The sequence below is a fragment of the Mesorhizobium sp. WSM3868 genome (genome assembly GCF_002294785.1).
Classification (GTDB): Bacteria; Pseudomonadota; Alphaproteobacteria; order Rhizobiales; family Rhizobiaceae; genus Mesorhizobium.
In genome coordinates this window covers 1-1,416 of sequence record NZ_NSGB01000052.1, presented here as the reverse complement: position 1 = coordinate 1,416, position 1,416 = coordinate 1, and the positions used below count along the sequence as shown (strand labels likewise).

Genomic DNA, 1,416 nt, shown 5'->3' with positions numbered 1-1,416 from the left:
ACGATACATTGAAGCTGGTGCTGGTGAAGGGGCTTGCGTCGTCGGTGTCCTGGCCCTTGATCAGCAGCGAGGCCGCGTCGGTCTTCACCTCGTTGGCCTGGAACTGGATGTAGGCGCTGGTGATGATCGCGCCTTGCGGGATGTCAATACCGGTGAAGCGGAGGCCGACCGTCTGGCGGGTGCTGCTTTCAAAACCCAACTCCAGATCGTTGATGTTGGTCGAAATCGTACCGGAGCCTTTCTCCTCGACGTCGTCGCCGGCGCTCGCCAGCCTCGTTTCGAACACCGGGTCGGCCCCGAGGGCACTGGTGACGGTAAACTCGGACGCCGTCGCGGTGCCGACGTTGGATGCCATACCGGCACTGGTCGCTTCGTCGGTGGTGTCTGGTAGGCCCGCACGGTGCCAGAAGCCCGAGGTATAGCCTGTTACGCTGTCAGGAAGAGTGCCGTCGAGATGAATGCCAATTCTGGCTGCAGCTTCGGTAAGGCCGTTCAGGCCGGCATTGATCCCGCCTGTCGAGGTGTGGCCGGCAATGAGGGTATCGATCGCGGTCGCGCCTTGATGCGTGCCATCGCTGTTAACGCTTTTGTCGCTTCCGGCAGCAAGACTGCCGGAGCCGGGAGCTTCCCCAATCGCCGAGGCCCTTGACGTGCTGTCATGGTTCTGCTTGCCCGCATTCGGAGCGCCAGTACTAGCTGTTGGGACGGGCCCGTCATCGATCGTTTGAAGGCCTTCGAGGGAGGACCAGGAGCCGAACCACGTCATGCAGGCGCCAAGGCTCCCGCTAATCCCAGGTGTCCAGAGTCGTTCCGACAAACCATGTCTTCCTCGCCGTCCATGATAAGGCGCCCAGCCTCGGCCTGGATCGATGCAGCCTCGAACCGGTCGCATTCACCCGCGCGCTGGCGCCATTTACGATGATCCAAACAGAATGGTGCGGAAGCTAATTTCTAGTATTATTTCAGGCAATTCTGCTACATCACAACGGCCATCTTGTCAGACGAATGACTTAGAATTGCGCTCATAGTCTAGACAACAAACCGGTGGTTCGGCGCGAGGAGTTTCCGACTTAGGCGCGTGCAGAACTATCCGCGGGGACACTGCTCTTTCGGGGTAGAATCGTCGTCTCAAAGTTTGCGATCTTGAGAAAAACCATCGAGAACACGTCAGCCTTCGTGTCGCTCGCCAAGTCGAAGCTGGATGTTTTGCGCACGAACGGCTCCGGCCTCCATATGAAACGGTAATTGGAAAGAGGCAGCTCAGTGGCGCCCCGTGTGGGTAGTCACTAGGGATCAACAAGGTTGAACGCGCGAACATGATCGTCCGTTCAATCGGCACAATGTCTGCACGTACGACCACCGGGAGTTACGCCGCGGGACGCACATCTGAGTCACGGCGAAAGGAACCAGTTCGGC

The 1,416-nt window shown here is 59.0% G+C and carries 1 pseudogene; it reads right to left on the bottom strand.

Annotation, left to right across the window (positions count from 1 at the left end):
• Positions 1–766 (bottom strand): annotated as a pseudogene (locus CK221_RS29485) (hypothetical protein); the annotation flags it as partial.
• Positions 767–1,416: the final 650 nt, after the last annotated feature.